23 protein-coding genes are annotated in these 22,848 nt (G+C 61.9%); 12 read left to right on the forward strand and 11 right to left on the reverse strand.

Annotation, left to right across the window (positions count from 1 at the left end; all coding sequences use genetic code 11):
- Positions 1-190: 190 nt before the first annotated feature.
- The gene (locus N8H74_RS06710; RefSeq protein WP_262146714.1) at positions 191-1,684 is read right to left on the reverse strand and encodes a CoA-acylating methylmalonate-semialdehyde dehydrogenase; all 1,494 of its coding nucleotides are present in this window, start codon (positions 1,682-1,684) and stop codon (positions 191-193) included.
- A gap of 77 nt (positions 1,685-1,761) precedes the next feature.
- The gene (locus N8H74_RS06715) at positions 1,762-3,111 is read right to left on the reverse strand and encodes an aspartate aminotransferase family protein (protein ID WP_262146715.1); all 1,350 of its coding nucleotides are present in this window, start codon (positions 3,109-3,111) and stop codon (positions 1,762-1,764) included.
- 139 nt (positions 3,112-3,250) lie between these two features.
- Between N8H74_RS06715 and N8H74_RS06720 the strand changes: the two genes are divergently transcribed.
- The 4 genes from N8H74_RS06720 to N8H74_RS06735 all read left to right on the forward strand — a co-directional run bounded on the left by N8H74_RS06720 (position 3,251) and on the right by N8H74_RS06735 (position 7,053).
- Positions 3,251-4,171, forward strand: a complete 921-nt coding sequence (locus tag N8H74_RS06720; RefSeq protein ID WP_262146716.1) for a LysR family transcriptional regulator — start codon at positions 3,251-3,253, stop codon at positions 4,169-4,171.
- A 108-nt stretch (positions 4,172-4,279) separates the two neighbouring features.
- Positions 4,280-4,930 carry a TetR/AcrR family transcriptional regulator gene (locus N8H74_RS06725; protein ID WP_262146717.1) on the forward strand — a complete coding sequence of 217 codons (651 nt, stop codon included), beginning with the start codon at positions 4,280-4,282 and terminating at the stop codon, positions 4,928-4,930.
- Between the two features lie 7 nt (positions 4,931-4,937).
- Positions 4,938-5,519 carry a YigZ family protein gene (locus N8H74_RS06730; protein WP_262146718.1) on the forward strand — a complete coding sequence of 194 codons (582 nt, stop codon included), beginning with the start codon at positions 4,938-4,940 and terminating at the stop codon, positions 5,517-5,519.
- A 442-nt stretch (positions 5,520-5,961) separates the two neighbouring features.
- Positions 5,962-7,053, forward strand: a complete 1,092-nt coding sequence (locus N8H74_RS06735) for a calcium:proton antiporter (RefSeq protein WP_262146719.1) — start codon at positions 5,962-5,964, stop codon at positions 7,051-7,053.
- 63 nt (positions 7,054-7,116) lie between these two features.
- On the opposite strand, the gene N8H74_RS06740 is transcribed toward N8H74_RS06735, so the two are convergent.
- The 3 genes from N8H74_RS06740 to N8H74_RS06750 form a co-directional block, all read right to left on the reverse strand.
- Positions 7,117-8,475, reverse strand: coding sequence for an 8-oxoguanine deaminase (locus N8H74_RS06740; protein WP_262146720.1), 1,359 nt, complete (start codon positions 8,473-8,475; stop codon positions 7,117-7,119).
- Between the two features lie 198 nt (positions 8,476-8,673).
- Positions 8,674-9,360 (reverse strand): SDR family oxidoreductase, encoded by a 687-nt coding sequence (locus N8H74_RS06745; RefSeq protein ID WP_262146721.1) that lies wholly within the window; start codon positions 9,358-9,360, stop codon positions 8,674-8,676.
- Between the two features lie 24 nt (positions 9,361-9,384).
- Entirely contained in the window at positions 9,385-9,735 is a 351-nt protein-coding gene (locus N8H74_RS06750; RefSeq protein WP_217834507.1) for a MerR family transcriptional regulator, read from the reverse strand.
- Positions 9,736-9,820: 85 nt separating this feature from the next.
- Here N8H74_RS06750 and N8H74_RS06755 point away from each other — a divergent pair, with 85 nt between their 5' ends.
- Positions 9,821-10,264: a hypothetical protein gene (locus N8H74_RS06755; RefSeq protein ID WP_262147098.1), complete on the forward strand. Its 444-nt coding sequence runs from the start codon at positions 9,821-9,823 to the stop codon at positions 10,262-10,264.
- Positions 10,265-10,384: 120 nt separating this feature from the next.
- Complete coding sequence (locus tag N8H74_RS06760; protein WP_217834509.1) at positions 10,385-11,338, forward strand: adenosine deaminase; 954 nt, start codon at positions 10,385-10,387, stop codon at positions 11,336-11,338.
- Positions 11,339-11,380: 42 nt separating this feature from the next.
- Here N8H74_RS06760 and N8H74_RS06765 read toward each other — a convergent pair whose 3' ends face one another.
- The 3 genes from N8H74_RS06765 to N8H74_RS06775 all read right to left on the reverse strand — a co-directional run bounded on the left by N8H74_RS06765 (position 11,381) and on the right by N8H74_RS06775 (position 14,866).
- Complete coding sequence (locus N8H74_RS06765) at positions 11,381-12,757, reverse strand: MFS transporter (RefSeq protein WP_262146722.1); 1,377 nt, start codon at positions 12,755-12,757, stop codon at positions 11,381-11,383.
- A 128-nt stretch (positions 12,758-12,885) separates the two neighbouring features.
- Entirely contained in the window at positions 12,886-13,620 is a 735-nt protein-coding gene (locus N8H74_RS06770) for a helix-turn-helix transcriptional regulator (protein ID WP_217834511.1), read from the reverse strand.
- Positions 13,621-13,936: 316 nt separating this feature from the next.
- On the reverse strand, positions 13,937-14,866 hold the full coding sequence (locus tag N8H74_RS06775; protein WP_262146723.1) for a LysR family transcriptional regulator: 930 nt from the start codon (positions 14,864-14,866) through the stop codon (positions 13,937-13,939).
- A gap of 118 nt (positions 14,867-14,984) precedes the next feature.
- Between N8H74_RS06775 and N8H74_RS06780 the strand changes: the two genes are divergently transcribed.
- From N8H74_RS06780 to N8H74_RS06790, 3 genes are all read left to right on the forward strand, one after another.
- Positions 14,985-15,278, forward strand: a complete 294-nt coding sequence (locus tag N8H74_RS06780; protein ID WP_262146724.1) for a putative quinol monooxygenase — start codon at positions 14,985-14,987, stop codon at positions 15,276-15,278.
- Between the two features lie 32 nt (positions 15,279-15,310).
- Positions 15,311-16,324, forward strand: coding sequence for a zinc-binding alcohol dehydrogenase family protein (locus N8H74_RS06785; protein WP_262146725.1), 1,014 nt, complete (start codon positions 15,311-15,313; stop codon positions 16,322-16,324).
- Positions 16,325-16,477: 153 nt separating this feature from the next.
- Complete coding sequence (locus N8H74_RS06790) at positions 16,478-16,651, forward strand: hypothetical protein (protein ID WP_217834515.1); 174 nt, start codon at positions 16,478-16,480, stop codon at positions 16,649-16,651.
- A 10-nt stretch (positions 16,652-16,661) separates the two neighbouring features.
- Here the strand turns inward: N8H74_RS06790 and N8H74_RS06795 are convergent, their stop codons facing one another.
- Positions 16,662-17,864, reverse strand: coding sequence for a multidrug effflux MFS transporter (locus tag N8H74_RS06795; RefSeq protein ID WP_217834516.1), 1,203 nt, complete (start codon positions 17,862-17,864; stop codon positions 16,662-16,664).
- A gap of 101 nt (positions 17,865-17,965) precedes the next feature.
- Positions 17,966-18,163: a cation transporter gene (locus tag N8H74_RS06800; RefSeq protein WP_262146726.1), complete on the reverse strand. Its 198-nt coding sequence runs from the start codon at positions 18,161-18,163 to the stop codon at positions 17,966-17,968.
- Between the two features lie 148 nt (positions 18,164-18,311).
- Between N8H74_RS06800 and N8H74_RS06805 the strand changes: the two genes are divergently transcribed.
- The 3 genes from N8H74_RS06805 (at position 18,312) to cueR (ending at position 21,595) form a co-directional block, all read left to right on the forward strand.
- Positions 18,312-18,695, forward strand: a complete 384-nt coding sequence (locus N8H74_RS06805) for a hypothetical protein (protein ID WP_217834518.1) — start codon at positions 18,312-18,314, stop codon at positions 18,693-18,695.
- Between the two features lie 96 nt (positions 18,696-18,791).
- Positions 18,792-21,185: a heavy metal translocating P-type ATPase gene (locus tag N8H74_RS06810; protein ID WP_262146727.1), complete on the forward strand. Its 2,394-nt coding sequence runs from the start codon at positions 18,792-18,794 to the stop codon at positions 21,183-21,185.
- On the forward strand, positions 21,182-21,595 hold the full coding sequence (gene cueR / locus N8H74_RS06815) for a Cu(I)-responsive transcriptional regulator (RefSeq protein WP_025111722.1): 414 nt from the start codon (positions 21,182-21,184) through the stop codon (positions 21,593-21,595). Before N8H74_RS06810 ends, cueR begins: the two co-directional genes overlap by 4 nt.
- Here the strand turns inward: cueR and N8H74_RS06820 are convergent.
- On the reverse strand, positions 21,549-22,763 hold the full coding sequence (locus N8H74_RS06820) for an MFS transporter (protein WP_262146728.1): 1,215 nt from the start codon (positions 22,761-22,763) through the stop codon (positions 21,549-21,551). The genes cueR and N8H74_RS06820 overlap by 47 nt on opposite strands.
- Between the last annotated feature and the right edge of the window lie 85 nt (positions 22,764-22,848).

The following is a 22,848-nucleotide window of genomic DNA, read 5'->3' on the forward strand; positions in this document are numbered from 1 at the left end:
TGTCGAAAACCGTATAACTCGTTGAATTTCAAGGAGTTTTCCGTTTCGACTGCGCCGGAAGTGGGGCGAATTATAGACCTCCTGAATCTGCCGTCAACACCTATTTTCACATTTCTGTCATATCGGTCAAAAAAGCCCGAAAAAGCGAAAGCCGGCCTTATAAGGCCGGCTTTCGATACATCCCTTCTATTTACAAGCTAGGGAACGCGAACTGCGAAGCTTCATGGCTCGCACGTTGCGGCCAGCGCTGGGTGATCGCCTTGCGCCGGGTGTAGAAGCGCACGCCATCCGGGCCGTAGGCATGCAGGTCGCCGAACAGCGAACGCTTCCAGCCACCGAAGCTGTGATAAGCCACCGGCACCGGCAATGGCACGTTGACGCCAACCATGCCCACCTCGATCTCGTCGCAGAACAACCGCGCCGCCTCACCATCACGGGTGAAGATGCAGGTGCCGTTGCCGTACTCGTGATCGTTGATCAGTTGCATCGCCTCTTCCAGGCTGTTGACCCGAACAACGCACAGCACCGGCCCGAAGATCTCTTCTTTATAGATGCGCATCTCTGGCGTGACGTTGTCGAACAGGCAACCACCGAGGAAGAAGCCGTCTTCGTGACCGGCAACGGTCAGGCCACGACCATCGACCACCAGCTTCGCGCCCGCCGCTACGCCATCTTCGACATAACCGCTGACCTTGTCTCGCGCCTGACCGGTGACCAATGGCCCCATGTCCAGACCGCAAGAAGTACCGGCACCGATTTTCAGCGCCTTGATCTGTGGCACCAGTTTGGCCACCAGTGCATCGGCGACTTGATCGCCGACACATACGGCGACAGAAATCGCCATGCAGCGCTCGCCGCACGAACCGTAGGCCGCGCCCATCAGTGCGCTGACGGCATTGTCCAGATCCGCGTCCGGCATCAATACCGCGTGGTTCTTTGCCCCGCCCAGTGCCTGGACGCGCTTGCCGCGCTTGGTGCCTTCGGCATAGATGTATTCGGCAATCGGCGTCGAGCCCACGAAGCTCAGCGCTTTGACTTCCGGCGCTTCGATCAGCGCATCCACCGCTGTCTTGTCACCGTGCACCACGCTCAGCACACCTTTCGGCAAGCCGGCTTCCAGCAGCAGTTGGGCGATCAGCAGCGTCGAGCTAGGGTCGCGCTCCGATGGTTTGAGAATGAAGCAGTTGCCGCAGACGATCGCCAACGGATACATCCACAGCGGCACCATGGCCGGGAAGTTGAACGGCGTGATACCGGCGACCACGCCCAGCGGCTGGAAATCCGACCAGGCATCGATGTTCGGGCCGACGTTGCGGCTGTACTCGCCCTTGAGGATTTCCGGAGCGGCGCAAGCGAACTCGACGTTCTCGATACCACGCTTCAGTTCACCGGCGGCGTCTTCCAGGGTTTTGCCGTGTTCTTCGCTGATCAATTGCGCGATGCGCGCCTCGTTCTGCTCCAGCAGTTGCTTGAAGCGGAACATCACCTGGGCACGCTTGGCCGGTGGTGTGTTGCGCCATGCCGGGAAGGCAGCCTTGGCAGCATCGATGGCGCTCTGGATGGTTTCGCGGCTGGCCAATGGCAGCTTGTGGATCGCCTGGCCGGTGGACGGGTTGAACACATCGACCGCGCGACCGTTCTCGGTCACCAGTTCGCCATTGATCAAATGCGGGATAACGCTCATCGGGGAACTCCTGAATTCTTGTGCGCAGACGCCCGCAAGGGACGTCTGCTATTTGCGTATCTATATAGAAGGGAAAATCAGTCGAGCTTGTTCAGCACTTCGCCGACCGCGTCGAACAGACGATCGAGGTCCTGCGGCTTGCTGTTGAAGGTTGGGCCGAACTGCAGGGTGTCGCCGCCGAAACGCACGTAGAACCCGGCTTTCCACAGGGCCATGCCGGCTTCGAACGGACGCACGATGGCGTCGCCGTCACGGCCGGCGATCTGGATCGCACCGGCCAGGCCGTAGTTGCGAATGTCGATGACATTCTTCGAACCTTTCAGGCCGTGCAGCGCGTTTTCGAAATGCGGTGCAACTTCGGCGACGCTCTGTACCAGGTTTTCCTTTTGCAGCAGATCGAGTGCAGCCAGGCCAGCGGCGCAGGCCACCGGGTGCGCCGAGTAGGTGTAACCGTGCGGGAATTCCACGGCGTACTCCGGAGTCGGCTGGTTCATGAAGGTCTGGTAGATCTCGGAACTGGCAATCACTGCGCCCATCGGGATCGCGCCGTTGGTGACTTGCTTGGCGATGCACATCAGGTCCGGGGTCACGTCGAACGTGGTGGCGCCGAACATGGTGCCGGTACGGCCGAAACCGGTGATCACTTCGTCGAACACCAGCAGGATGTTGTGCTGGTCGCAAATTTCGCGCAGACGCTTGAGGTAACCCTGCGGCGGAACCAGTACGCCAGCGGAACCGGCCAGCGGCTCAACGAAGACAGCAGCGATGTTCGAAGCGTCGTGCAGTTCGATCAGCTTCAGCAGCTCGTCGGCCAGGGCAATGCCGCCCTGCTCCGGCATGCCACGGGAGAATGCATTGCTCGCCAGCAGGGTGTGCGGCAGATGATCGACATCCATCATGGCCTGACCGAACAGCTTGCGGTTGCCGTTGACGCCACCGAGGCTGGTGCCGGCAATGTTCACACCGTGATAGCCACGGGCGCGACCGATCATTTTGGTCTTGGTCGACTGGCCTTTCAGGCGCCAGTAGGCACGCACCATTTTCACCGCCGTGTCGGCACATTCGGAGCCGGAGTCGGTGAAGAACACGTGATTCAGGTTGCCCGGGGTCAGCTCAGTGATTTTCTCCGCCAGCTGGAAAGACAGCGGGTGGCCGTACTGGAAGCCTGGCGAGTAATCGAGGGTGCCCAGTTGTTTGGCGACCGCTTCCTGGATTTCCTTGCGGGTGTGACCGGCGCCGCAGGTCCACAGACCGGACAGCGAGTCGTACACCTTGCGGCCCTTGTCGTCGATCAGCCAGCTGCCTTCGGCACCGACGATCAGACGCGGATCGCGCTGAAAGTTGCGGTTGGCGGTGTACGGCATCCAGTGCGCGTCCAGCTTCAGTTGGCTGGCCAGTGGCGACGACGCGTTTTCAGGCATGTTCATCGGGAAAAACCTCGCAGGGCATAAGCAGCAGGGAGATAGAAAGCGTTGTTGCAGCTAAATTGCCACGGCGATAAAGTCGGTGAAATTCAACTCTTCTAACCTTCAGTTAGCCCATTACTAAACTATTGGATATTCCCGAATGAGCACCCGCCGCCCCGATCCGCTGGCCCAGGTCAGCGACTTTGATATTCGCCTGCTGAGGATTTTTCGTAGCGTGGTGGAATGCGGCGGCTTCTCGGCAGCGGAAACCGTGCTCGGCATCGGGCGCTCGGCGATCAGCCAGCAAATGAGCGACCTGGAACAACGTCTCGGCCTGCGCCTGTGTCAGCGCGGACGCGCCGGTTTTTCCCTGACCGAAGAAGGTCGCGAGGTCTATCAATCGGCGTTGCAGCTGTTGAGTGCCCTGGAAAGTTTCCGCACCGAGGTCAACGGTCTGCACCAGCACTTGCGGGGCGAGTTGATCATTGGCCTGACCGATAATCTGGTCACCCTGCCCCACATGCGCATCACCCACGCTCTCGCCCAGTTGAAGGAGCGCGGGCCGGATGTGCAGATCCAGATCCGCATGATCGCGCCCAACGAAGTCGAACAAGGCGTACTCGACGGACGTCTGCATGTCGGTGTGGTGCCGCAGGCCAGTGCCTTGTCCGGGCTGGAGTACCAGCCGTTGTACAGCGAGCGCTCGTTGCTCTACTGCGCGGTCGGCCATCCGCTTTTTTACGTCGATGACAAACAACTGGACGACAAACGTCTCAACAGTCAGGACGCCATCGCCCCGACCTTCCGCTTGCCGGCGGAAATCCAGGCGCACTATCAGGCGCTCAATTGCACCGCCAGCGCCTCCGACCGCGAGGGCATGGCCTTTCTCATCCTCACCGGGCGCTATATCGGTTATCTGCCGGATCACTACGCCAGCCTTTGGGTGCAGCAGGGACGCCTGCGTGCGCTGAAATCGACAACACGGTTCTACGACCTGAGTCTCGCCTCGGTCACCCGCAAGGGCCGACGTCCGCATCTGGTGCTGGAGAGTTTTCTCGAAAGTCTGGCAGCCACTCGCTGAACAAGATCGAACAGGCACAACGATTTTGTCGTGTCAGGACTTGTCGGATGCTGGCAGGTGCGCTATCAACGCAAATGGTTGCACCCACCGACAAACCCGGAAACGCCCATGACCTTTGAAGTCCCTGCCCATGGCGGCAAACCCGCCAGCCGCATTCGTCAGAAAAACGAAGAGACCATCATCAAAGCCGCCGAAGACGAGTTCGCCCGTCACGGGTATCAAGGCACCAGCATGAACACCATCGCCGTGAAGGCCGGGTTGCCCAAGGCGAACCTGCATTACTACTTCACCAACAAACTCGGTTTGTATGTGGCGGTGCTGAGCAACATCCTTGAGTTGTGGGACAGCACCTTCAACACCCTCACCGCCGAAGACGATCCGGCCGAAGCGCTGACCCGTTATATCCGCGCGAAAATGGAGTTCTCCCGACGCCAGCCGCAGGCCTCGCGAATCTTTGCGATGGAAGTGATCAGCGGCGGTGAATGCCTCAGCGAATATTTCAATCAGGATTATCGCGCCTGGTTCCAGAGCCGGGCGGCGGTGTTCCAGGCATGGATCGACGCTGGCAAGATGGATCCGGTGGACCCGGTACACCTGATTTTCCTGCTGTGGGGCAGCACTCAGCACTACGCCGATTTCGCCACGCAGATCTGCCGTGTCACCGGGCGCAGCAAGTTGACCAAGCAAGACATGGAAGATGCCGGCAACAACCTGATCCGCATCATTCTCAAAGGCTGCGGCCTCACTTCTTCTCTATAAGACGTCTATGCCATTCACCCTCAGCGGCTTTTGCGAATACCGCGAAGAGATTCGCAAAAGCCGCTTCATCACCTTCGCCGCCCCGATCGGCAGCCCCGCCGAAGCGCAGGCGTTCATCGAACAGCACAGCGACTTGAACGCCTCGCACAATTGCTGGGCGTGGAAACTCGGCGACCAATACCGCAGCAACGACGACGGCGAACCCGGCGGCACCGCCGGCCGGCCGATCCTGGCCGCGATCGAGGCGCAGGACTGCGATCAGGTCGCGGTGCTGGTGATCCGCTGGTACGGCGGCATTCAACTGGGCACCGGCGGACTGGCCCGGGCCTATGGCGGCGGCGCGAACAAGTGCCTGCAAGCGGCGGCCAAAGTCGAGTTGATCAGCCGCGTACCGTTGCACTGCTCCTGCGGTTTCGCCGAATTGGCACTGGTGAAATTGCGCGTGGCGGACCTCGGTGGCCTGGTGGTGGAGGAACACTTCACGGCCAATGGCGTCGACTTGCGACTGGCGCTGGGTGAAGCGCAGATCGCGCTGCTGCAGAGTCAACTGGCGGATCTGAGTCGAGGGCGGATTTTGCTCCAGCGCTAGACGATGGCTTATTCCATCGAGTTGCCCACATCTGCTGTGTACCCAACTGTGGATAACCTGAGCACATACCGCTGTAACCCTTCTGTAATGCGGCTTTGCGGCATTTGCTCACTTTTCGTTCAATTCCGTCGACGAACTGTAAATTTCAATTAGAAACAACCAGTTAGCTTCGTTTATCACCATTAGAAGAAAGCACCGCAGTGCTTATGCCCGGTCTCGCCGCTTGCGCACAAATACTGTGGAGCAACCTGTGGATAACCCGTTCATGGCTGGCGCAGTCGCAGGTTCCGCATAGCCCCTGAGCTTTTGCCTATTTTTTAACCAGCCCGCAGCGACTACAAACTGAAACGGATGCAACCCAAGGCTGGGCTAAGGTGTAACGAAACGTTAGTGCCGCCTCGCAGTCAGTAGCTCATCCGCCCCCTGCGCAAAAAGGCCCGCCATGCTCTCGATCCTCAAGCAAGAAACCTTTCTGCTGCTGGCCCTGATCGCCGCCATCGTCGCTTATCCACTGGAACACTGGTTGCTGCACAGCGGCCAGGTCGTCGCGCTGGTCGCCGGTCTGGTGCTGATCGCATTCATTGTCGCCGCCTCGATGCGCGTCGCCCATCAGGCCGAACTGCTCGCGGAAAAGGTCGGCGACCCCTACGGCACGATGATCCTGACGCTGGCCGCGGTGCTGGTGGAAGTGGTGATTCTGGCCATCATGATGAGCAACGAAGCCTCGGCGACCCTGGTGCGCGACACGATTTACTCGGCGGTGATGCTCGACATCAACGGCATCCTCGGTCTCGCCGCGTTGATGGGCGGAATCAAGCATGGCGAACAGTCCTACAACGACGATTCGGCGCGCAGTTACAGCGTGATGATTCTTACCGCCATGGGCGTATCGATGGTGGTCCCGGAGTTCATTCCCGAGGCCAACTGGAAGCTCTACTCGGCCTTCACCATTGGCGCGATGGTGGTGCTTTACGCCTTGTTCCTGCGGATGCAGGTCGGCCCGCACAGTTACTTTTTCAGCTACAGCTATCCGGACAAACGCCGCCGGAAAGAACCGGTGGAACAGGAGCCGAAACCACTCAGCCTGGGCCTGTCGATCAGCATTCTGGTGTTCGGAGTGGTGGTGATCGGCGCATTGGCCGAGGTGATGTCCAAGACCCTCGATCTGGGCCTGGAAGGCAGCGGCGCACCGCCGGTGATCACGGCGATCCTGGTGGCCGCGATCTCGGCCGCGCCGGAAATTCTGACCGCACTGCGCGCAGCGCTGGCCAACCGCATGCAGTCGGTGGTCAACATCGCCATGGGCGCATCGTTGTCGACGGTGATCCTCACGGTGCCGGTGATGGAAGCGATGGCGCTCTACACCGGCCAGCCGTTCCAGATGGCGATGACGCCCGTGCAGACGGTGATGATTTTCCTGACGCTGATCGTCAGCGCGATCAACCTCAACGACGGGGAAACCAATGCCATCGAAGGCATGACACATTTCGTGCTGTTTGCGACATTCATCATGTTGTCGCTGTTGGGCCTTTGAAAGCAGCATAAACTCCAAAAATGTGGGAGCAAGCCCGCTCCCACAATTTTTATCGGCGGGGAATCAGGAACCGGCGATCAACTGCCGCGCCGCCTGGCTGTGATCGGCAATCAGGCCTTTGAGATCGAGCCCTTCGACCTGACCGTCGACCACTCGCCACTGGCCGCCGACCATCACCCGATCCGCCCGATCCGCGCCGCACAGCAGCAGCGCCGAGAGCGGATCGTGGCTGCCGGAGAAGCGCAGTTCATCCAGTTTGAACAAGGCCAGGTCGGCCTGTTTGCCCACCGCCAGCTCACCGATGTCGGTACGCCCCAGCAGGCTCGCCGAGCCTTTGGTCGCCCAGCCCAGCACGCGCTCCGGCGTGATCTTCTCGGCGCCGTAACGCAGGCGCTGGATGTACAGGGCCTGACGAGCTTCGAGGATCATGTTCGAGGCATCGTTGGACGCCGAACCGTCCACACCCAGGCCAAACAATGCGCCAGCCTCCGTCAGCTCGATGCTTGGGCAGATACCGGACGCCAGGCGCATGTTCGAGCTCGGGCAATGGCAGATGCCGGTGCCGGCCGCGCCGAGGCGGGCGATTTCATCCGGGTTGAAGTGGATGCCGTGGGCCAGCCAGGTGCGCGGGCCGAGCCAGCCGACGCTGTCCAGATAATCCACGGTACGCAGGCCGAAGCGTTGCAGGCAGAAATCTTCCTCGTCGAGGGTTTCGGCAAGGTGGGTGTGCAGGCGCACATCGAGTTTGTTGGCGAGTTCGGCGCTGGCGGACATGATTTCCGGAGTCACCGAGAACGGCGAGCATGGCGCCAGGGCGATCTGGATTTGCGCGCCGTCACCGCGCTCGTGGTACTCGTGAATCAGGCGCTGACTGTCGTCGAGAATCACCTGGCCTTCCTGCACGGTCTGCTGCGGTGGCAGACCGCCGTCCTTTTCGCCGAGGCTCATCGAACCACGGGTGAGCATGGCGCGCATGCCCAGTTCACGCACGGTTTCGACTTGTACGTCGATGGCGTTTTCCAGACCGTCCGGGAACAGGTAATGGTGATCGGCTGCGGTGGTGCAACCCGACAGCAGCAGCTCGGCCAGTGCGACTTTGCTGGCGAGGGCCAGTTTTTCCGGGGTCAGGCGCGCCCACACCGGGTACAGGGTTTTCAGCCACGGGAACAACGGCTGATTGACCACCGGCGCCCAGGCGCGGGTGAGGGTCTGATAGAAATGATGATGGGTGTTGATCAGGCCCGGCAGGACCACATGTTCACGGGCGTCGAACACTTCGCTGCACGGCGCGGACGGTTGCTGGCCGGCGCCAAGCACTTCGCTGATCACACCGTCTTGCAGCACCAGGCCACCACGGGCATCGAGACCGTTGGCGGTGAAAATGGCGAGGGGATTTTTTAACCAGATACGGGTCGCAGGCATTGTGGCCGGCTCCTCTGAAAGTTGGGTTCAGGGTTGCCAGCTCAGTGTTGCCCTGTCTGCTGATCCAGGGTCGTCGCGAGGACGAGGTGCGGAGTTTCAAACAATTTGTTGCGGCGGGCAAGCCCAACCCGACAGGACAGCACCGGTCCTCTGTGAGAGCGAGCAAGCCCGCGCCCACAGAGGCACGATTTTCACTGTTTACCAGGGAATCGTTTCGCCCTTGTAGTTGATGAAGTAGTGCCCGCCCTTGCCGGTAAACGCATTGACCTGATCGACCAGGCCGCGAGTACTGGTTTCCACGTCGATGTCGGCACCGTCACCGCCCATGTCGGTTTTCACCCAGCCCGGATGCAGCGACAGCACGGTCAGTTTCTGCTCGCCCAATTGCGTGACGAAGCTGTTGGTCATCGAGTTCAGCGCCGCCTTGCTGGCCTTGTACAACGCCAGTTCCGGCGCGTCGGCCACGGTCACGCTGCCCAGCCCCGAACTCATGAACGCCAGCACACCGCTGCCGTCGCGAATCTGCCCGACAAAGCGCTGGGCCAGGTTGATCGGTGCCACGGCGTTGGTGAAAAACAACTGGCCGACTTCCGCCAGCGTCGCGCCACCCGGCGTCTGCACTTCAGGTCCCTTGACCCCGGCATTGACGAACAGCAGGTCGAACATTTCACCCTTGAGCTGCTGGCTCAGGGCGATGACCGCTTGCTGGTCGTCCATGTCGAGCTTCTCGATGCGCACCGGCCCCAGCGCTTGCAGGGCCTGGGCGCTCTGCGGGTTGCGCACGGTGGCGGTGACTTGCCAGCCGTCGGCCAGCAGCGTCTTCACCAGCCCGAGGCCCAGGCCACGGGAGGCGCCGATGATCAGTGCGTTTTTTGCCTTGGACATGTGGGTTTCCTTGATTGAAGGGGATCACGGATTCAATGGACAGCGTTGACCGAGCCGTTGCTGCAACTCGTGGCGCAAGGCACCGAGTTCGCTCATGCGGGTTTCGATCAGTTGCAATTTGTCGCGCAGCAATTGGCTTACGGCATTGTCGGGATCGGGCGCATTCCATAACGCTGCGACGCTGTTGCCGATCTCGCCAAGAGTAAAGCCCAGTCGCTGCGCAGTCTTGATGTAGAGCACCAGTTGCACCATTTCCGGTGGGTAGTCGCGATAACCGTTGGCACTGCGCTGCGCCGCGATCAGCCCGCGCTGCTCGTAAAAGCGCAGGGTGTCACGGCTGACGGCGCTGGCCTGGGCTAACTCACCGATGCGCATGGCGGATGTCTCGAATGGGCTATTGACCCTGGAGCATACTCCAGGCTTTACCGTGGATGCTCCCTGAATTTCTGGAGCATGGATGATGTGGACTTCGACGCAGTATCGACAACTGGTGCGCGGCAGTGCCTGGTATGACCTGATTGTCACGGCCGCATTTGCCACACCGTGGACCTTTGCCGCACTGCATGGGGTTTTGACCACGCTCAGCCGGACGCTGGAGTTGCCCGGTGAACTGCCGGTCTTCGAGCCTGTGCATATGTTGATGGCGAATCTGCTGGGATCGGTGGTGTGCGTGTGGGCGGTGCTGCGGATTCGCGATCCGCAAATCATTTATGGGCGCTATGACGCGGTGGCGCGGTTCTTGTTCGCGGCCTGGCAGGCTTATGCGCTGCTGCATGGCGCCAGCTCGTTGCTGGTGGGTTTCCTGTTTTTTGAATTGGCGTGGGGGGTTGCTCAGGTGTTGCCGGTGCGGGCCTCTTCGCGGGCAAACCCTCTCCCACAGGGAGTTCGCGTGAGCCCGGACTGATGTTCACCGCCTCGGCACCCGCCCGTCACTTGCCCCGACGGATCGACTGGTCAGGTTTTGCCAATTGTTTCGACGCGCACCTGTAGAATGGCGGCGATCTGCACCTGATGAGAAAAGAATATGTACGACTGGCTGAACGCCTTGCCCAAGGCCGAACTGCACCTGCACCTCGAAGGCTCGCTGGAGCCCGAGTTGCTGTTCACTCTGGCCGAACGCAACAAGATCGCCCTGCCGTGGAGCGACGTCGAAACCCTGCGCAAGGCCTATGCCTTCAACAATCTGCAGGAATTCCTCGACCTGTATTACCAGGGCGCTGATGTGCTGCGCACCTCCCAGGATTTCTACGACCTGACCTGGGCGTACCTGCTGCGCTGCAAAGAACAGAACGTGATCCACACCGAACCGTTCTTCGATCCGCAGACCCACACCGATCGCGGCATTCCCTTCGAAGTGGTGCTCAACGGCATCGCCGCCGCGCTGAAGGATGGCGAGCAGCAACTGGGTATCACCAGCGGCTTGATCCTGAGCTTCCTGCGTCACCTGAGCGAAGAAGAAGCACAGAAAACCCTCGACCAGGCGCTGCCGTTCCGTGATGCGTTCGTCGCCGTGGGTCTGGACAGCTCCGAGATGGGTCACCCGCCGAGCAAGTTCCAGCGTGTGTTCGATCGCGCCCGCGCCGAAGGTTTCCTGACCGTCGCCCACGCCGGCGAGGAAGGCCCGCCGGAGTACATCTGGGAAGCCATCGACCTGCTGAAAATCCAGCGCATCGACCATGGCGTGCGCGCCATCGAAGACGAGCGCCTGATGCAGCGGATCATCGACGAGCAGATCCCGCTGACCGTGTGCCCGCTGTCGAACACCAAGCTCTGCGTGTTCGATCACATGTCGCAGCACAACATCCTCGACATGCTCGAGCGCGGCGTGAAGGTCACGGTGAACTCCGATGACCCGGCGTATTTCGGCGGCTACGTCACCGAAAACTTCCACGCCCTGCACACCCACCTGGGCATGACCCAGGATCAGGCCAAGCGCCTGGCGCAGAACAGCCTGGATGCCCGGTTGGTGAAACCGTGATCCCGTGTGGGGGTGGGCTTGCCCACTCCCACAGGTTCCAGTTCAACCGCTGACCTCAGTCAACTCCTCCAGTGTCTTCCCTCGCGTTTCCATCCCGAACAGCCACACCACCCCCGCCGCAATCGCAAAACACAACGCGCCCAACGCAAACACCCCGCCCTGCCCGGTGACCGGAAACACCAGCCCGGTGACCAGTGGCCCGAGCAGCGAACCGACACGGCCGATCGCCGAGGCGAAGCCCGAGCCCGTGGCCCGCGCGGATGTCGGGTACAACTCCGGCGTGTAGGTGTAGAGCACCGCCCACATGCCGAACAGGAAAAACTGCATCAGCAGGCCTGAGCCGATCAGCAGCGCCACATTGCCACCGAACACCGCGCTCTGACCGTAGAGAAACGCCATCACCCCGCCGCCGAGCAAGGTGACGATGCACACCGGCTTGCGCCCCCAGCGCTCCACCAGCCACGCCGCCATGAGAAATCCGGGAATTCCGCCGAGGGAAATCAGCACGGTGTAGTAGACCGACTGAGTCACGGCGAACCCCGATTGTTGCAACAGTGCGCTGAGCCAGGAGGTCAGGCCATAGAAGCCCAGCAAGGCGAAGAACCACAGGCTCCAGATCATCGTCGTGCGCTGGCGATACAGCGGTGACCAGATCTGCCTGAGCGCCGAAAAGAAATTGCCCGGTGGCGTCACGGTTCTCGGCAACCGCACCGGCTCCGGCAATGACGCGCCACCGAGGGATGAGCGCACCCGATCTTCTATTGCATTCAACACTTTGTCCGCTGCCGCGTGACGTCCGGCCTGTTCCAGCCAGCGCGGCGACTCGGGAATGAAAAAGCGGATCGCCAGGACAAACACTGCCGGCACCGCCAACACCAGAAAGATGTCGCGCCAGCCAATCACCGGCAGGAGAAAATACGACAACACCCCGGCAGCGACGAAGCCCAGCGGCCAGAAACCGTCCATCAAGGCAATGTAGCGCCCGCGACGACTGGCCGGGATCAGCTCGGACAGCATCGATTGGGCAATCGGAAACTCCATGCCCATGCCGATCCCCAGCAGGATGCGGAACAGGGTCAGCGTCTCGACGGTTTGCGCCGTGGAGCACAAGTAGCTGGCCACGCCCCACAACACGATGCTCCACTGGAACACCGGTTTGCGCCCGAAGCGATCGGCGAGCATGCCCGACAGCGACGCGCCCAGGACCATGCCGAAAAAGCTCGAACTGGCGAGCAACCCGGCCTGGGCACTGCTCAGGCCGAACTCGGTTTTGATCGAGCCGAGCAGGAAAGTCATCATCGCCAGGTCCATGGAGTCGAAGAAAAACGCCAGGGCAATGATGATGAAAATGATCCGGTGATAACCGCTGAGCGGCAGCCGTTCCAGTCGTTCCGCCGCACTGAAGCCTTGTTTGTCCATGCCACATCCCCCCATCCGGAAAATCCCCGGATCGAGTGTGCGCGATAGGCCCGACGGCTCAGTGCTGGATGCGACCTGTTCGCAGTCGTGGACGACGCCGGCACTGACACCATGTTTGCGAAAGCGCTCTACAACGCCATTTCCAGTTCGGTTTCCTGGGCGAAACGATGAATCTCCCGCTGCCCGGCCGCCGTGAGTTGCAGGGCGCGGGAATCATTGGGCAGGGTCAGCCAGCCGGACTGCATGAACAATTGCAGCAACGCTGCGCCGAGGGTGCCGCCCATGTGCGGACGCCGCTCGCTCCAGTCCGGACAGGCACAGGCCACCTGCACGTTGCGATGGGCCAGGGCCTGGATGAACACGCCGCGGCGGGCCAATTGGGTCGAGCCCTTGTGCGTGACCACCACCCGATGTTCGATCTGTTCGATCCAGCCGGCATCGAGCAGACGCTGATAAAGATCGGCCGCCAGCGTACCGCCCAGATGGTCGTCGCAGAACCGCGCGCGCAACAGCGACGACGGCGCCGCCTGTGAGCGGGCGATGGGAGTGCTGCGTTTGAACGCTTCGGGAATGGGCTGCGGGGCACTGGCAATCGTGGCACTGGCCAGGGCTTCGATGGCGGCGCCGATTTCCGGAGCGGCCAGACGGAAATAGCGCTTGCGTCCACGGGACTCGACTTTCAACAGACCGCCAGCGGACAAACGCCCCAGGTGCGCACTGGCCGAGGATGGCGACAGCCCCGCCAGCAACGCCAGCTCCTCGGTCTGCCGGGCCGAGCCATCCATCAACGCCCACATCATCGCGCTGCGTTTGGGATCGGCCAGCAACGTGGCGATCTGGCTGATGCAAGGTGCATGTTCCATGTATTCACTCCCTGTTGAATCGTATCGTCTGCTGCTCACGGACATCTTGACCAGTAATGAGTCGTCGGCCAAGACGCGAAAATCGCCCTGAACCGGGGCAAGGCAGACCGCTGGCGCAGCAGGCTGCGGCGAAAACCCGCGCCCCTTGCGCGACCGCAGTCCGCGCCCGGGCGACTCAATGTAATCGTGCCCGGTCCGGCATGCCGGTACAGGCATGCGGCGGGCGCTAGTATAAGCCGGTTGCTCGCCGCTTCCTGCGTCGGAGCCGGCGCGGTTGGTGATTGTTCCTGACAGAAATTTCGCTATTTACCTGCGACTAATGAGCAGCCTTGGAGAAAGCGGGAAATCGGCTACTCAATTCGGTGCATCGGCTGGCGAGCATTTCCCTCAGCAGGTTCACTGGCTTACTCAATTGAGCGCGATGGGCGCACAGCAGATTCAGCGGTGCGCGTTCGCACAACAGCTCCGGAAGCAGGACTTTCAGACGCCCGGCGAGCACATCGGCGGCCACGTCGAGCCACGACTTGTAGGCGATGCCGGCCCCCCCCAGCGCCCACAGGCGCACTACATCGGCATCGTCGCTGAAGCGGTCACCGCTGACCGTCAGGCCGACCTCTCGTTTGCCGTCATGGAAACTCCAGTAGTCATGCACCCGGCTGCCGAGCATGTACAACAGGCAATTGTGCTGCGCCAGTTGTTCGAGCTGTTGCGGTTCGCCGTGCCGTGCCAGATAACCCGGCGCGGCACAGAGTACCCGGCGGTTGTGCGGGGCGATGGGCAGCGCCACCAGACTGGAGTCTTCCGGCTCGCCATAGCGCAGGGCGATGTCCACCGGCTGGCGAAACAGATCGGCGATCCGGTCCCCCAGCAGCAGGCGCACGGTGAGTTTCGGGTGTTCGCGCTGAAACTCGTCGAGCCACGGCAACAGCAGGTTGCGGCCAAAATCCGAGGGCGCCGACAGCTGCAGAATCCCGCTGACCTGATCCTGCCCGCTCGCCAGCAGCCGTCGGCCTTCCTCAAGATTGCCCAGCGCCGCCCGGGCATATTCGAGAAACCCCTCGCCTTCCGCCGTCAGGCGCAGACTGCGGGTGGAGCGCGCCAACAGCCTCGCGCCCAGCTGCTGTTCGATGCGTTTGAGGGCCGCGCTGGCAACTGCCGCCGACATGTCCATGACCCGCGCGGCAGCCGACAGACTGCCCAGGTCCGCCGCCCGGACAAACAACTGCAAGTCGTCGAAACGCAACATCTTCAGCCCCGATTATCAAAAAAATATTGAAAGAGACTGCTCTTTTAACGGGTTTTATCTTGCGGAGAAATAGCCAATCATCTGGTCCATCGTATTCATCCCGTTTCCGGAGCCGAGCATGTCCCAAGCATTCACCGCCATCGCCACCCTGATCGCCAGACCCGGCCAGCAAGACAGCCTCGAACACGCCTTGCGCGCACTGATCGAACCGACCCGCGCCGAGGCCGGTTGCAGCCAGTATGACCTGCATCAGGACCTGGCCAACCCGCTCGCCTTCTACATGATCGAACACTGGGCCAGTGACGAAGCCCTGCAGGCCCACGATGCCAGCGCACATATCCAGAACTTCCGGGCCAGGGCTGGCGAGTTTCTCGAGCATTTCGAACTCAAGCGCCTGCGCCCCCTCGCCTGAATCCTTCTTCTATTACTGTTACGGAGCAAGCCATGAAAGCCATCGCCTATTACGCGTCGCTGCCGATCAGCGACGAAAAATCCCTGCAGGACATCGAGCTGCCGGAGCCGGTCGCCGGCCCGCGCGATCTGCTGGTGGAAGTCAAAGCCATCTCGGTCAACCCGGTGGATACCAAGGTGCGGCAGAACGTTGCGCCTGAAGGCGGCGCAGCGAAAGTGCTGGGCTGGGACGTGGCCGGGGTGGTCAAGGCTGTCGGCAGTGAGGTGACGCTGTTCAAGGCTGGCGACAAGGTGTTCTACGCCGGCTCGATCGCCCGTGCCGGCGGCAACAGCGAGCGGCATGTGGTCGATGAGCGCATCGTCGGTCATATGCCGAAAACCCTGGGTTTCGCCGACGCCGCTGCCCTGCCGCTGACCGCCATTACCGCTTGGGAACTGCTGTTCGAACGCCTGCAGATCCGCGAAGGCAAGACCGACGAAGGCCAGAGCCTGTTGATCGTTGGCGCTGCCGGAGGCGTGGGTTCGATCCTGACCCAACTGGCCCGTCAGTTGACCGGCCTCAAGGTGATCGGCACCGCTTCCCGTCCGCAGACCCGTGACTGGGTGACCGAGCTGGGCGCCGACCTGGTGATCGACCACAGCCAGCCGCTGAGTGAAGAACTGAAACGCGCCGGGGTCGCGAACGTCAGCCACGTCGCCAGCCTGACCCAGACCGATCATCACCTGGATCAACTGGTCGAGGCGCTGGCGCCGCAAGGCAAACTGGCGCTGATCGACGATCCGAAGACCCTGGACGTGACCAGGCTCAAGCGCAAGAGCCTGTCGCTGCACTGGGAGTTCATGTACACCCGTTCGCTGTTTGAAACAGCCGACATGATCGAGCAGCACAAGCTGCTCAACCGGGTGGCCGCGTTGATTGATGCGGGGACGTTGAAGACCACGGTCGGCGAGCACTTCGGCAGCATCAACGCCGCCAACCTGCGCCGCGCCCATGAATTGCTCGAAAGCGGCAAGGCCAAGGGGAAAATTGTTTTAGAAGGTTTCTGAAACAGCGAAACACCGCCGTCCCCGCCAGTTGCAACGGGGATGGCGGTGTTTTTTGCCGTCAGTCCGACAATTGACCGTTGTCACAATTGCGATCGTATTCAGGACTACAATCGAAGCCTCTGCGGTACATCTTTTACGCACGGGAGGTCAGCAATGAAGATCCTGATAAAAGAAGTGGCAAAGTCCCAGTGGCAAGTCCGGCTCGATCAGCATGCCGTGACGTTCCGCAGTGAGGCCGAAGCACGGGCCTTCACTCGCACCCTCGAAGCGCGCCTGTACGCGCCCCATCAGATTCCCGACCTGAGCCAGCACCGCGCTGCCGGCTGAGGCCAGTCGCTCACGCTCCGGCCTGGGCTTGCGCCAGTGCCCGGGCATTCTGCAAACGCCGGGTGAGCATCGCGACGCTCACTACCAGCACTCCGCACAGGCTGATGACCATGGCCATCGGCACGGCTGTGCCATCGTGCAAAACACCGACCAGCGCCGCCGCGCCGGACGCAACACTGAATTGCAGAAAACCGAGCAGCGCCGAGGCGCTGCCGGCCCGCGCCCCCTGGCCGTTCATTGCACAGGCCGAGGCATTGGGCAGGATGCAGCCGAGACTGGCGATGCACACAAACAACGGAATCAGCAGCGGCCATAGCGACGCGGTGTGCAAGGAACTGACGGCCAGCAACGCCAGGCCCGCGCCCAGATAGACCCACACCGCCCGTGCCAGCAGAAACGCCGGACCACGTTTGGCCAGCAGCCGCGCATTGATCTGCGCCACGAGAATGAATCCCGCCGCGTTGGTGCCGAACAGCCAGCCGAAATGCTCGGCCGGGACACCGTAGAGTTTGATGAACACGAATGGCGAACCGGCGATGTAGGAAAACATCCCGGCAATGGCGATGCCGCCCGTCAGGGCATGGCCGAGGTACACCGGATCCTTGATCAGCCGGCCATACTGGCGCAGCGCACCGGACAACGGCTGGCGCGGTACATGGGCCGGCAGACTTTCCGGCAGCCCGAGAGCCACGGCCAATCCGGCCAGGGCACTGAAACCGGTCAGTACGAGGAAGATCGACTGCCAGCCCGACGTATTGACCAGCAGCCCGCCCAGCATCGGCGCGAGAATCGGTGCCAGGCCCATCACCAGCATCAGTTGCGAGAAGACTTTCGCCGCTCCCACCGCATCGCATTTATCGCTGACCACCGCCCGGGAAATCACCATCCCCGCACAACCGCCCAGGGCCTGAACGAAGCGCGCGCCGATCAGCCATTCCAGATTCGGCGCATAGGCACAGGCCAGTGAGGCAAGGGTAAACAACCCGACGCCGCCCAGCAACGGAACGCGCCGGCCAAAGCGGTCGGCCACCGGGCCATACAACAGCTGGCCGATCGACAGACCGAGGAAATACGCCGCCAGCGTCAGCTGGACATGTTTCTCATCGGTGCCGAACGCAAGCGCCATGGTCGGGAACGCCGGCAGGTAGAAGTCGATCGCCAACGGGCCGAAGGCGCTCAAGGCACCGAGAATCAAAATGATACGGAAGTTCATCAGGCGTCCTGGGTCAGACAATTGGGTGCAGGTATGCGGCCCAACAGTCTAGCCCCGAGAGAACGCCTTGAACATTCCGGTAGCTCGCTAACTATTAAAAATCACACGAGCTTGATGCCATAACCTTCCTCGCTGATCGCGGCGATCACCTGTTCGGCGCTCAATATGCTTTCCACGCCGACCTCCCTGGCTGCCAGATCGACCCGCACACTGGCGGCAGGATCCTTGGCCTGCACGGCGTTGGTGATGGCTTTGACGCAATGACCGCAGGACATGCCTTCAACACTGAACACTTGCATGGAATGACTCCTTTTCGTGAGATTGCCGGCAGTTTCGAGCTTGCCATCATGGCAAGGTCAAGTTCTGCAAAAAACTGCCGGGCTGGCAATCGGCGCCGCGCTCGGCCAAGCTGCGTGCATCAATGATTCGAATTCAGGAGATTCAGCTATGCGCTGGTCAGCTTTCAGCCTGTTTGGCCTACTCAGCCTCTTTGCCGCAGTCCCTTCGGTGCAAGCCGCCGGGGAGGATTACGGGGTGCTGATCATTTCCCGTGAGCGCCTGGAAGTGGCGACGTCCTGCGAGATCGGTGTGTACATCCAGGATCAACTGTCGGCACGGCTGTTCCAGGAACAGAGCACCTCGTTCAACCTGCCGGCGGGCAATGTCTCGCTGCGGCTGAAGCTGCTGCCGGGACAGATGCCGGGCTGCAATCCGGGGATGCTCGCGCCGGGTTCCCAGGAAATCAGACTGCATGCCGGGGATATCCTGAAGTTCCGGATCGCGATGAACGCCGAAGGCATGTACCTCAAGCCTGCGACCCTCGGCTACTGAGTGACCTGCCCTGAGCGGGGTCTGAAGATTGGCGCTTGACCTTGCCCGCATGGCAAGGTTGATCCTTGTAGACATCCACTACAGGGAGTACGACCGATGTCCGATTCCACCACCTTCGATCTGCCGATTGCCGGCATGACCTGCGCCAGTTGCGCCGGGCGTGTCGAGCGGGCGTTGAGCAAGGTCAGCGGCGCCAGTGCCGTGAGTGTCAACCTCGCCACCGAACAGGCCCGCGTGCAGGCGCCCGGCGACAGCCTGCCGGCGTTGATGGAGGCGGTGCAGCGTGCCGGTTACAGCGTGCCGCAGCAGACCCTGGAACTGAATATCGACGGCATGACCTGCGCGTCCTGCGTCGGTCGCGTCGAACGGGCGCTGAATAAAGTGCCGGGGGTGAAAAGCGTCAGCGTCAACCTCGCCAATGAACGCGCGCACCTCGAACTGCTCGGCGCGGTCGATCCACAGAGCCTGATCAGCGTCGTCGGCAAGGCCGGTTATTCGGCCAGCGTGTTTGAACCCGAACAACCCCAAACCGACAACCGCGAACAACGCCTTCACCATGAACGCTGGGCGCTGATCTGCGCCATCGCCCTCGCCTTGCCGCTGGTGCTGCCGATGGTGCTGCAACCGTTCGGCATTCACTGGATGCTCCCGGCCTGGGTGCAATTCGTCCTCGCCACGCCGGTGCAATTCATCTTCGGCGCACGGTTTTACGTGGCGGCGTGGAAGGCTGTGCGCGCCGGGGCGGGCAACATGGACCTGCTGGTCGCCCTCGGCACCAGCGCCGGTTACGGCCTGAGTCTCTACGAATGGGCGACCTCGACCGACGGTATGCCGCACTTGTATTTCGAAGCGTCGGCGGTGGTCATCGCCCTGGTGCTGCTCGGCAAATACCTGGAGAGCCGCGCCAAGCGTCAGACCGCCAGCGCCATCCGGGCACTGGAAGCCCTGCGCCCGGAGCGAGCGCTGCAAGTCATCGATGGCCGCGAACAGGATGTCGCCATCAGCGCCCTGCGCCTCAATGACGTGGTGCTGGTCAAACCCGGCGAACGTTTCCCGGTGGACGGCGAAGTGCTGGAAGGCCAGAGCCACGCCGACGAAGCACTCATCAGCGGCGAGAGCCTGCCGGTGCCCAAGCAACCGGGAGACAACGTCACCGGCGGTGCGATCAACGGCGAAGGTCGCTTGCTGGTGCGCACCACGGCCCTCGGCGCGGAAAGCGTACTGGCGCGGATCATCCGTTTGGTCGAGGACGCCCAGGCGGCGAAAGCGCCGATTCAAAAGCTTGTGGATAAAGTCAGCCAGGTGTTCGTGCCGACCGTGCTGCTGCTGGCCCTGGCGACGCTGATCGGCTGGTGGCTGTACGGTGCGCCGCTGGAAACCGCGCTGATCAATGCGGTCGCAGTATTAGTGATCGCCTGCCCGTGTGCTCTCGGTCTGGCGACACCTACGGCGATCATGGCCGGCACCGGCGTGGCGGCGCGTCACGGGATTCTGATCAAGGATGCCGAAGCCTTGGAGCGCGCCCACGAAGTCAGCGCCGTGGTGTTCGACAAGACCGGTACGCTGACGTCCGGCACTCCGCGCATCGCGCATTTCACTGCGCTCGACGGCGATGAAAATACCCTGCTGACACTGGCCGGCGCGTTGCAACGGGGCAGCGAACATCCCCTCGCCAAAGCGGTGCTGGACGCCTGCGCCGAACGCGATCTGAACGTGCCCGACGTCAGCGACAGCCAGTCCCTGACCGGTCGCGGCATCGCCGGTCATCTCGGCGGTCGGCGCCTGGCGCTGGGCAACCGTCGACTGCTGGAAGAAAGCGGCCTGAATGCCGGCGCCCTGGCCGAATCCGCCAACGCCTGGGAAGCCGAAGGCCGGACATTGTCATGGCTGCTCGAACAAAGCCCCGAGCCGCGCGTCCTCGGCCTGTTCGCCTTCGGTGACACCTTGAAGCCCGGCGCCCTGCATGCCGTGCAACAACTGGCAACGCGAGATATCCACAGCCATCTGCTGACCGGTGACAACCGTGGCAGCGCCAGAGTGGTCGCCGAAGCACTGGGCATCGCCAGTGTCCACGCCGAAGTACTGCCGGCGGATAAGGCCGCGACCGTTGCCGAGTTGAAAAAAACCGCAGTCGTGGCGATGGTCGGCGACGGCATCAACGACGCCCCGGCGCTGGCGGCGGCGGACATCGGCATCGCCATGGGCGGCGGCACCGATGTTGCCATGCACGCGGCCGGCATCACCCTGATGCGCGGCGATCCGCGCCTGGTGCCGGCGGCGCTGGAGATCAGTCGCAAGACCTACGCGAAGATCCGTCAGAACCTGTTCTGGGCCTTCGTCTACAACCTGGTCGGCATTCCGCTGGCGGCGTTCGGTTTTCTCAACCCGGTGCTGGCGGGGGCGGCAATGGCGCTGTCGAGCGTCAGCGTGGTGAGCAATGCACTACTGTTGAAAACCTGGAAACCCGAGGATCTGGAGGACAACCGATGAACATCGGCCAAGCGGCCCGCCACAGTGGCCTGAGTGCGAAGATGATTCGCTATTACGAGTCCATTGGCCTGCTCAAGGCGGCGCACCGCACCGACAGCGGCTATCGGGTCTACGGTGACGACGACCTGCATACCCTGGCGTTCATCAAGCGCTCGCGCGACCTCGGTTTTTCATTGGAAGAAGTCGGCAAGCTGCTGACCCTCTGGCAGGATCGCCAGCGGGCCAGCGCCGATGTGAAGGCCCTGGCCCGTCAGCACATCGACGAGTTGAACCAGAAGATCCGCGAACTCGGCGAGCTGCGCGACACCCTGCAGGATCTGGTCGAGCACTGCAACGGCGACCATCGCCCGGACTGCCCGATCCTCAAGGAACTGGCGTCGGGCTGCTGCGCGCAACCCGCCCGCGCCTGAGCGCCAGCCCTTTCACCGTCAGCAACGTGCCGAGGGGAATGCCGTGGAACAGCAGCACCACGGCCCCCGGCGTCCACCAGCCGTAAAACGGCGCGGCGATGAGCATGCCGATGCCGAATCCGGTCATCTGCAACAGGGTCAGGAAACTGAAGATCGGCAGGCGCAGATGATCGGGTTCGCGTTGCAGCCGGGACATCAGGCTGACCTCCGAGAAACCGTCGCCCAGCCCGGCCGGCAGAGAAAACAGCAGCAAGCCGTAAAGGCTGTGCTGCTGGAACATCAGGATGAAACCGCAGGACATCAGCAACACCCCACCGAAGTATCGCCGCTCCAGATTGATGTTTTCCGAGCCTTTGAGTCGGCTGGCGATCCGCGCGCCCAGCAGTTTGCCGCATGCCCACACCGCCAGCATCAGCCCCAGGGTGGTACTGGCCGAGTCCGGCGTGAGCAGTCTGGAAATGATCGGGAAGCCGACGTTGTGCGCGGCGCTGCCGAGGGTATCGGCCATGGTGACCGCCAGCATCGCCGCGACCACCGGCGCGCGGCGCAGGCCCTGCAACAGCGCTGACCATTCGCCGCGCCCGGCTTCTGATTCGGTGGCAGACTCCGGCGCCGTGAATCGCAGCGGCACGATCAACAGCGCCGCCAGCAAGTACGTTACGGCGTTCAGTGCGAACACCGTTTCGAAGCCGAATCCGGCCACCAGCAACCCGGACACCAGGCTACCGCTGACCATCGCGATGGACGAAGCCGAGGTGATCCAGGCGTTGGTCTTGAGCAGTTGCGAAGGTTCGATCAGGTGCGGCAACTGACTGTTGAGGCCAATGGCAAACATCGAGTTGCCGAATCCCAGGCCAAAGGCAATCAGCGGCAACAGCAACGCTTGCTGACTGACCGGAACGATCAGCAACAGCCCGAGTACGGCAGCACGCAGCAGATCGAACGCGATCAATGGCAGGCGTCCGCTGAATCGCCGATAGAACGCGGTGCCGATCAGACTGGCGAAGATCCCGCCACCGACGCGGCTGGCGAGAAAGATCCCGACGCTCATGGCGCTGTTGCTCAGCAGATAAACGTATGTCGCCAGCGCGACCATGTTGAGGAATGCGCCAAAGTCGGAGATCAGACGCGCGGTGATAATCAGGTGGGCATTGCGCGGGGTGGTCACATTCAATCCTTGAGTGTGGGTGGGGCGGTGGATATCCCCTCACCCAGGGGGAGAGGGGACTGATCGGGGGATATGGCAGAGATAC

This window comes from Pseudomonas sp. B2M1-30 (assembly GCF_025447575.1).
Taxonomy (GTDB): Bacteria; Pseudomonadota; Gammaproteobacteria; order Pseudomonadales; family Pseudomonadaceae; genus Aquipseudomonas; species Aquipseudomonas botevensis.

Coding starts and splice junctions, on each gene's coding strand:
- N8H74_RS06710 (WP_262146714.1), bottom strand. CDS start 1,684: ATGAGCGTTATCCCGCATTTGATCAATGGCGAACTGGTGACCGAGAAC.
- N8H74_RS06715 (WP_262146715.1), bottom strand. CDS start 3,111: ATGAACATGCCTGAAAACGCGTCGTCGCCACTGGCCAGCCAACTGAAG.
- N8H74_RS06720 (WP_262146716.1), top strand. CDS start 3,251: ATGAGCACCCGCCGCCCCGATCCGCTGGCCCAGGTCAGCGACTTTGAT.
- N8H74_RS06725 (WP_262146717.1), top strand. CDS start 4,280: ATGACCTTTGAAGTCCCTGCCCATGGCGGCAAACCCGCCAGCCGCATT.
- N8H74_RS06730 (WP_262146718.1), top strand. CDS start 4,938: ATGCCATTCACCCTCAGCGGCTTTTGCGAATACCGCGAAGAGATTCGC.
- N8H74_RS06735 (WP_262146719.1), top strand. CDS start 5,962: ATGCTCTCGATCCTCAAGCAAGAAACCTTTCTGCTGCTGGCCCTGATC.
- N8H74_RS06740 (WP_262146720.1), bottom strand. CDS start 8,475: ATGCCTGCGACCCGTATCTGGTTAAAAAATCCCCTCGCCATTTTCACC.
- N8H74_RS06745 (WP_262146721.1), bottom strand. CDS start 9,360: ATGTCCAAGGCAAAAAACGCACTGATCATCGGCGCCTCCCGTGGCCTG.
- N8H74_RS06750 (WP_217834507.1), bottom strand. CDS start 9,735: ATGCGCATCGGTGAGTTAGCCCAGGCCAGCGCCGTCAGCCGTGACACC.
- N8H74_RS06755 (WP_262147098.1), top strand. CDS start 9,821: ATGTGGACTTCGACGCAGTATCGACAACTGGTGCGCGGCAGTGCCTGG.
- N8H74_RS06760 (WP_217834509.1), top strand. CDS start 10,385: ATGTACGACTGGCTGAACGCCTTGCCCAAGGCCGAACTGCACCTGCAC.
- N8H74_RS06765 (WP_262146722.1), bottom strand. CDS start 12,757: ATGGACAAACAAGGCTTCAGTGCGGCGGAACGACTGGAACGGCTGCCG.
- N8H74_RS06770 (WP_217834511.1), bottom strand. CDS start 13,620: ATGGAACATGCACCTTGCATCAGCCAGATCGCCACGTTGCTGGCCGAT.
- N8H74_RS06775 (WP_262146723.1), bottom strand. CDS start 14,866: ATGTTGCGTTTCGACGACTTGCAGTTGTTTGTCCGGGCGGCGGACCTG.
- N8H74_RS06780 (WP_262146724.1), top strand. CDS start 14,985: ATGTCCCAAGCATTCACCGCCATCGCCACCCTGATCGCCAGACCCGGC.
- N8H74_RS06785 (WP_262146725.1), top strand. CDS start 15,311: ATGAAAGCCATCGCCTATTACGCGTCGCTGCCGATCAGCGACGAAAAA.
- N8H74_RS06790 (WP_217834515.1), top strand. CDS start 16,478: ATGAAGATCCTGATAAAAGAAGTGGCAAAGTCCCAGTGGCAAGTCCGG.
- N8H74_RS06795 (WP_217834516.1), bottom strand. CDS start 17,864: ATGAACTTCCGTATCATTTTGATTCTCGGTGCCTTGAGCGCCTTCGGC.
- N8H74_RS06800 (WP_262146726.1), bottom strand. CDS start 18,163: ATGCAAGTGTTCAGTGTTGAAGGCATGTCCTGCGGTCATTGCGTCAAA.
- N8H74_RS06805 (WP_217834518.1), top strand. CDS start 18,312: ATGCGCTGGTCAGCTTTCAGCCTGTTTGGCCTACTCAGCCTCTTTGCC.
- N8H74_RS06810 (WP_262146727.1), top strand. CDS start 18,792: ATGTCCGATTCCACCACCTTCGATCTGCCGATTGCCGGCATGACCTGC.
- cueR (WP_025111722.1), top strand. CDS start 21,182: ATGAACATCGGCCAAGCGGCCCGCCACAGTGGCCTGAGTGCGAAGATG.